At 40.1% G+C, this 7,836-nt stretch carries 9 protein-coding genes; all 9 read left to right on the forward strand.

Annotated features, from left to right (window positions below):
- The first annotated feature begins 92 nt into the window (after positions 1–92).
- The 9 genes from R7Q09_RS23715 to R7Q09_RS23755 all read left to right on the forward strand — a co-directional run bounded on the left by R7Q09_RS23715 (position 93) and on the right by R7Q09_RS23755 (position 7,642).
- Positions 93–518: a hypothetical protein gene (locus tag R7Q09_RS23715; RefSeq protein ID WP_080996695.1), complete on the forward strand. Its 426-nt coding sequence runs from the start codon at positions 93–95 to the stop codon at positions 516–518.
- Between the two features lie 197 nt (positions 519–715).
- Complete coding sequence (locus tag R7Q09_RS23720; protein ID WP_318071305.1) at positions 716–1,108, forward strand: SMI1/KNR4 family protein; 393 nt, start codon at positions 716–718, stop codon at positions 1,106–1,108.
- A 168-nt stretch (positions 1,109–1,276) separates the two neighbouring features.
- On the forward strand, positions 1,277–2,053 hold the full coding sequence (locus R7Q09_RS23725; RefSeq protein WP_318071304.1) for a potassium channel family protein: 777 nt from the start codon (positions 1,277–1,279) through the stop codon (positions 2,051–2,053).
- 137 nt (positions 2,054–2,190) lie between these two features.
- Complete coding sequence (locus tag R7Q09_RS23730) at positions 2,191–2,964, forward strand: nuclease-related domain-containing protein (RefSeq protein ID WP_132937366.1); 774 nt, start codon at positions 2,191–2,193, stop codon at positions 2,962–2,964.
- 615 nt (positions 2,965–3,579) lie between these two features.
- Entirely contained in the window at positions 3,580–3,972 is a 393-nt protein-coding gene (locus tag R7Q09_RS23735) for a hypothetical protein (RefSeq protein WP_176312770.1), read from the forward strand.
- 709 nt (positions 3,973–4,681) lie between these two features.
- Positions 4,682–5,239, forward strand: coding sequence for a nucleotidyltransferase domain-containing protein (locus R7Q09_RS23740; protein WP_045613107.1), 558 nt, complete (start codon positions 4,682–4,684; stop codon positions 5,237–5,239).
- Between the two features lie 157 nt (positions 5,240–5,396).
- Positions 5,397–5,852, forward strand: coding sequence for a hypothetical protein (locus R7Q09_RS23745; RefSeq protein WP_318071303.1), 456 nt, complete (start codon positions 5,397–5,399; stop codon positions 5,850–5,852).
- A 654-nt stretch (positions 5,853–6,506) separates the two neighbouring features.
- Positions 6,507–6,929: a hypothetical protein gene (locus R7Q09_RS23750; RefSeq protein WP_276392200.1), complete on the forward strand. Its 423-nt coding sequence runs from the start codon at positions 6,507–6,509 to the stop codon at positions 6,927–6,929.
- A gap of 137 nt (positions 6,930–7,066) precedes the next feature.
- Positions 7,067–7,642, forward strand: a complete 576-nt coding sequence (locus R7Q09_RS23755; protein WP_318071302.1) for an NAD(P)H-dependent oxidoreductase — start codon at positions 7,067–7,069, stop codon at positions 7,640–7,642.
- Positions 7,643–7,836: the final 194 nt, after the last annotated feature.

Consider the following 7,836-nt stretch of genomic DNA (forward strand, 5'->3'; position numbering starts at 1 on the left):
GAATCAGCTTTAGTGTTTACGGCACAATGGTTTGAGTGCGGTGGTATGCGTTGCTCACCACTTAACGCGGCGTTATGTTCTCCGAGGAAAAAATGGAATATTGTATAAAAAAAATAGAGAAAGCCCTTCTCGAATATTTTCGTTCAAACCTTGAAAGGTTGTCAGATAAAGAAATTGATCTGATCGATATTGGGGTGTTTCCGTGGCACTCTAAGATAGAAGTTTCTTTCTATGAATCTGGAGATTCCGCATCATTGGATGATATTGCAGCATGGAAGTTATATGATTTTTCCAGCATGAATGAAGGGCATTGGAATTTGGGTTTAGATGTTGCGGAAGATTTGTCTAAAGAATGGGATAAAAGTAGAGATATTTTACCATTTTTGTTTGATTTTTCATCTGCTGTTACATCGGATGCTGTAAGAGCAGCTATCGGTGAATATAAACTGTCAAACAACTTCTGTGTTCAAATTCTTGATCCGGACAAGCCTAATTCTAAAAACTACTGTGAGTGGTAAGAAACTAAAAATAAGATGTCGTTTCTAATAGATAATGCGGCTGCTAATTCAACAAACATAACAAAGCATTTAAGCGTGATTCTCAACGCTTGGCATTTTCAGTTCAAGGTTGGGTTTCGTGTTTACGGCGCAACGGTTTAGTGTAGGTGGCAGCGTTGCTCACACCTTAATGCGGCGTTATAGCTTTGGAGTAAAAAGTGGCATTCAATCTATCAGAAGAACAATTAGTCAATACAGAGGTTGAGCTTGGTGCTGTGCTTCCTCATGATTATCGCGAATCAATGAAAATTGAAAATGGTGGTGAAGTAACGACTGAAGAGGACGATTGGGAACTTTATCCAATTAAGGACAATTCTGATCGGAAAAGGTTATCTCGTACTTGCAACCACATTATTGAAGAAACTAGGTCATGTTTTGGTTTTGGCAACTTTCCACACAATGCATTGGCAATTGCCGGCAACGGTCTTGGAGATCAAATGGTTTTCTTAAAAGAATCAGCACAGTTCAAACCAGAAGTTTATATTTGGCTTCATGAAACTGGAGAGACTCAGTTGCTTGCAAGTTCATTTGCCAAGATAGAAAAGCAATAACAAAGCGTTTAAGACAGATTCCCAACGCTTGGCATTCTCAGTTCAAGGTTGGGTCTTGTGTTTACGGTGCAATGGTTTAGGTTAGGTGGTTAGCGTTGCTCACTACTTAACGCGGCGTTAGAGCGCAGAATCAAGTCAGGAGAAAGCATTATTAAAGGGTTGAAAGATTTGAAAGAAAAATTAGTGGCCATATCAGATTATTTTGCGCAGGTTCCAAGTTTACTTTGGGGGGGCGCATATTTTTTATGCATTTTGTTATTTGCGGTAATTTTTACTTTCAGCAGTAGCGGTTTTTACCATTCGACGTCTCAATTTGAGCGAAGTTTAGATTATGATTCTCAAGAAATTTTAGAATCAATTGAATCGATTTTAAAGCCGATGTCAAATTTCTCGCCAGATAGTTATGATGGGTGGACATTAGCTGAAGACAAGTTTTCGGTGCACTCTTTGCGGACATACGAGAATAAAGTAGAGTTTTCTGTCTATACTATGTTTACCAGAAATACTGACGCTGTCGGGAAGAACACAACCTTTTACTTTATACGTAACCCTGAACTAAGTACTTGCACAGAAAACGACTGTTATTCGACACGTATTTTGCAAACCAATGAGCCGATCCTCGATAAAGAAAAGAAGTTAATCACTCTTATTCCTCAAGTTTTATCTTATTATTCGGATATAAGCTTAATAGAAACCCCTTTTGCTCTCGACAGTAAGATTGATGGCTATGTAGCAGCAAAGAATGGTTTTCCATCAGAATCTAGTGGTAATTTTGGTCGTATGCTGTACTTGAGTATCGTTACAATAACTACTCTTGGTTACGGGGATATTGTTCCAATCTCTGACTTAAATCGCTTTTTGGTTGGTCTTGAATCAATCCTTGGAATGGTAATTATAGGCTTATTTTTAAACTCACTTTCTCGAGAACGGCGAGATGCGCTCTAACAAAGCATTTAAGAGTGATTCTCAACGCTTGGCATTTTTCATTCCATCGCTTAGTTCAGTGTTTACGGTGGTAAGGTTAGGTTCAGTGGTCGCGTTGTTCACACCTTAATGCGGCGTTAGTTGAATAGGGAAAATCCGTGAATATTTTTGAAGCATTTCTTAATGTGCTTGCGCAAGTCTGGTATCTAGTGCCTTTATTGCTCATTGTTAGCGTTTTCAAAAGTAGGTGGCTAAAAGGTGTGTTTGGTGAGTTTCTCGTGAACCGTCTTTTGTCCAAATTACCAGAGCCTGATTACACACTAATAAAAGACGTAACGTTGCCGACTAACGATGGTACAACTCAAGTCGACCATATTGTGGTTTCTAGATATGGCATTTTCGTCGTTGAAACTAAGAATATGAAAGGTTGGATATTTGGTTCAGCTCGCCAGAAACAGTGGACACAAAAGATTTACCGTCATTCCTCTAAATTTCAGAACCCACTGCATCAGAATTACAAGCACATAAAAGCTCTGGAAACCTTGCTAGGTTGCAGTGAAGAACACTTGCATTCAGTTATTGTTTTCATTGGCGACAGTACCTTTAAAACCGAAATGCCTCCAAACGTTACCTACGCTCGAGGAAGTATTCGATACATTCAGCAATTTAACGAGGTAGTGTTCTCTGACAATGATTATGCTCGGTTAACAGAGTCTATAAACCAGCTAAAGTTAAAGCGCGGAGTCATTACGGATTTAAAGCATCGTAAACATGTCAAAGAAGTTGTTGCATCCAAAGTTAGCTCAAATGAGTGCCCCCGTTGCGGCTCTGAAATGGTGTTGCGTGAAACCAAGCGTGGTGAAAATATAGGTAAACAGTTTTGGGGTTGTTCAACCTTTCCCAAGTGTAGGGCTGTGAAACAATTCAACTAACAAACTGTTTAAGAGTGATTCGCTACGCGTGGCATTTTTACTATGCGTTGGGTTTAGTGTTTAAGGTGGTATGCAGCGGCTTCGGTATTGCGTTGCTCACACCTTAACAGGGCGTTATGTGTCTTGGTCAGGATTACATCGAGCCAGCTATTTAAAATGAGATAATATCCGCTTTTAAATGAATTACAGGGAGTGTAAATGAAAAAAGTCGAGCGATTTGAGTCACTAATCAGAATCATGGATGTGGTTGTAACATGTCTAGCAGTACTAATAGTGGCAGTTGGTATCTTTTCCACTGTCTTGCATGGAATTCAACTAGGTATTGGTGCTCTCATATCTGGGATAATGCTATGGATAGCCAAATTTTTCATATGTGGCATATCATATACATTGATTCAGATAGCAAAGAACACTGCTCCAAAAGCTTCGGTTGAAAACACATAACAAACTGCTCAAGAGGGATTCGCAACGCGTGGCATTTTCACTATGCGTTGAATTTAGTGATTAAGGTGGTTTGCAGCGTCTTCGGTATTGCGTCGCTCACACCTTAATGCGGCGTTAAGTGTTCATGTTACTAGCATGTGCTCAAATCTTAGTTTTAATAGGAGATTTTATATGAATGAAGAGTGCCCTAAATGTGGAGCTAAATTTTCGGTAGCTGAAATCGGTGGCGGTGGAATATGTGGAGCTTGTCGAGAGCCAATTGATTGTCCTTATTGCCATGAAACTGTTAGAGAAGAGCGTACTACAGGAACATTTACCTCGACACTTATAAAAATCCCCGACAGCCATCTTTCTCGATACCTTGGCATCTCTGATGATGATTGGGAAGAAATGGGAGCTGAGCTTAATGCAAACACTGGCAATAGCGGAGAAATGACTTACTGCTATTGGTTCATGGTGCCAGAGGATACTCCTGAGGAGATTTTGCATAAAACTGGTTGGAAAGCTGGACAAACTATCGATGATATTCCCTTAGATGTTGTAGATAGCGAAGGTGACTATTAAGAATTTATCGTGGAGCAAGAACACTTAACAAACTGTTTAAGAGTGATTCGCAACGCGTGGCATTTTTACTATGCGTTAGGTTTAGTGGTTAAGGTGGTATGCAGGAGCTTCAGTATTGCGTTGCTCACACCTTAACAGGGCGTTAGTACGGGTTTGACATCAAAGGTCATAAGTTTTGGTGTTTATCTATTTTGGCGCTCGTATTTACACCTTTCAGTTAGTGCCTTTCACGTTCTTTCCGGTGGCACTATATGGGGAGTGTTCGCTTTGATTTCACCGTTTACGGCTTCTAACTCTTAGCCTATTTCTTTGGCGCTTCTTCATTTTCGTGGTGGCTTTTGAGAGAACTTTGATTACTTTTGGTGTGGTTGTTGAAGTACGAGGACCGAATCCTTTTCTAATTTGAAGCAAGTGAAAGTAGGGTTGTTCAGTGCGTTTTTCTTCTAGCCAACTTTCGTCTTTCAATGGGGTAAAGTTTTGTAGCTGCCCGTCTCACTTCAGTGTTCAAAGCCTTTCATATCATGCCAGTTTTCAATATCTTGGAGCGCACAAATAGAAGTAGCGCATGTACTAACAAATTGCTTAAGAGTGATTCGTAACGCGTGGCATTTTTACTATGCGGTGGCTTATGATGATTAAGGCGCTGTGCGGTAGCTTTTGTATTGCGTTACTCACACCTTAGCAAGGCGTTATACAAACGGAGGTGACTGTGAGTTTAGAAGAACTTAATCTTGAAAATCTTCCCCTTCAAAATGAACTGGTTAAATCTGCTTGTTCTGCGTTTATTTCTGAAGACAATGTGGTTGCCGCAGTGCTATTAGGCTCATTGGCTTCAGGTAAGGGTGACCGAGTATCTGACGCTGACATTTTGATTCTTACTCAAAATGAATTCCATAAGTCCACACAAGAGTGTTTCTCAGCTTTTGAGCGTGGCAAAGAGATTTTCTATCGTAATCAAGGCTTCCATAATGAGAATGCTTACTTTACAAAGTACATCTTTACGGATTTAACCAGCACAGAGATTCATTGCCTAGATCTAAGCGAACCTTTTGATATATCAAGACCTTTCAAAGTGCTATTTGATAAAGCGGGTGCCGTAGAGTCACGATTAACCGAAGCTCCAGCACCAAAGCACGAAGACTTTCCTGCATACACAAATGGTGACCAAGGCTTAATCTGGGAACTTTTAGAGTGTATAAAGTGGTTAAGTCGAGGTAAAAATGAACTAGCCAAATCTTACCTTAAGAAGTTGGCGGAAAAGCTGTAAAAGTTTGTATAACAAAGCGTTTAAGACGGATTCACAACGCTTGGCATTTTTAGTTCGAATCAGCTTTAGTGTTTATGGCGCAATGGTTTAGGTTCAGCGGTCGCGTTGTTCACCACTTAACGCGGCGTTATAGCGCAAGGCAATGTTGGAGTTTGGTTTGAATAAAGAAGTTAAGAAAAAGATTCATCAAATTAGGGATATTTTGGCGAGTTTTGAGAAATCAGACTTTCATAGTATGACTAGTTTTTATCACTCTTCTGGCTTTCCAAATGGTTGCTGTGGAGATGCTACAGATTTGCTAGGTCTGTATTTATTGCAGTACCACAACTTAGACAGTGAGTATGTCTGTGGTAATGGGCTAGGTGAAAATTTCAACCTATCCCATGCGTGGTTGGTGTGCAATGGTTATATTATTGATATTACAGCAGATCAATTCAATGAAGATGGGTATGAACTACCTGCTGTTGTTATTGAAAAACAAAGCTCGTTTCACGAATTGTTCGATGAAACCACAAGTCGTAATACTAGTGTTAGCTACTTAAAAGGCACGGGTATTCCGAACGTACTATCGAAAGTATTGTCAGTAATGCGCGCGTCGGAAAATGCGCTATAACAAACAATTTAAGAGTGATTCAGCACGCTTGGCATTTTTGGTTTGAGTTGTGTTCAGTGTTTACGGTGGTCAAATTGAGTGTCGTGGTCGCGTGCCTCACACCTTAATTGGGCGTTATGTGTCGGATGAATGTTTGAGGTTAATTTCTGGGTTTCTTTGAGCGTTCGTTATGCGTTTTCGGCAGTGAGCTGAATCGTTTTCAAAGTGTTTCAGTGTTGCTTCATTTGAGTTTTGGTTCTGGTTTGTTGTGTGTTTCGTGGCTTTAGAACGCTGAAATTGAAATGTCCTGGAAGCTGTTTTTGTCGCTGAGGTTTTCGCTCTGAAAGTTTGTGGTCGCAAAAGGTGAGACGTTGGCTGAAAGGCCGCCTTCTTTGCTGTTGATTCTGTAAGTGGTTTTCTTTGGAAAATTTCGCTGTGGCATTCAGGTTAAACTTGGCTTTTTCGGTTGACGTAGCAGAAGCAAATTTTTCGTTTCTACGGTGGTTTAATTGGAGTGCATCGCACGTTTCACATAACAAAGCGTTTAAGTCGGACTCGCAACGTTTGGCAGTTTTGGTTTGCATTGGGTTTTGTGTTTACAGCGCAATACGGTAAGTTGTTCGTTAGCGTTGCTCGCCACTTAACGCGGCGTTATGTTTTCAGAGGGAATTTTGAATGAGTGATGAAATTTTGATCGCTATATTTACAGCGATTGGTGCAATTATTGGTGGTGGTATAAGTCATTTCACTAGCGCTAAGATAAAGCAAATAGAATTCAGGCAATCAAATATTAGGTATGAACTAGAAAATCGCAGAAAGTTGTACAGTGAGTTTTTGGCTGAGGTGAATAGTTTAGTTTTGAACTCAATAGAGAAGAAAAGCTCAGAGCCAACTTTTCTTTCAGATATATCTCGGTTACTTGCTGAAATTGAGTTACTTGCGGGAAAAGATGTGTATGACAAAGCTAAAGAAATTGTTGGCCATATTCTTGATCTTAATGCAGAAATTTCGGTTGAACGTAAGAGTATGCCTGAAATTCGAGCGCAATTTGTTGAGTTAGTAAAAATCGAGTTTCGATCAATCGAGCAACAAACATAACAAAGCGTTCAAGACGGATTCACAACGCTTGGCATTTTCAGTTTGAATCAGCTTAAGTGGTTACGGCACAATGGTTTAGGCTAGGTGGTCGCGTTGTTCACCACTTAACGCGGCGTTAGTATTCGGCAGGAGATAACATGTACATTTTGGTAGTAAGTTCGAGCTTAGACCCAAAGAGTCGAAGCCGTCAAATCGCTAAGCTCTGTATTGACGAGCTACAATCGTTGGATAGACAAGTTAAATTTGTTGATTTGGCTGAACTTAATATACCGAATTTTGACAACGACAAAATATATCAGACGGAACAATATAAGACGTTACATAAATTGACGTCTGAAGCTAGTGGTCTTGTTTTATGCAGCCCAATTTACAATTGGGGATGTTGTTCTGAGTTAAAAAAATACATTGAGTATGTTGGGTCTACACCTCCTGATGGCAGCTTAACTGGCGCGCTCTTCGATAAAGTGGTGACGTTTGTAACTTCAGCGGGTCTGCCTCATAGTTACATGGCTGATTCTACGCTGTCGACGTCATTAAGCATTGATTTCAAATGCATCATCAACCCTTACAACTTGTATGTTCATAATCGTCATTGGGTCAATGATGCCCTTTCGGAAGAAAGGAAACCGAGGCTTGAAAAATCTATGAAAGTGATGGACGAGCTCTGTAGCTTGTTGAGTACTAGAACATATAAGTCTGGGTGGGAACTGTAATGCTAACAAACAATTTAAGAGGGATTCTCAACGCTTGGCATTTTTGCATCCACTTCAAATCTAGTGATTACGTTACAATGCATCAGGTTTAGTGGTGGCGTTGTTCACCCCTTAATTGGGCGTTAGCTATTTCTCGTATATAAAGGAGTTCCAGTGGTAAAAGTTCTCGTTAGTTCATGTTTGGTTGGAAACAA

The organism is Vibrio sp. 2130-1, from assembly GCF_033339515.1.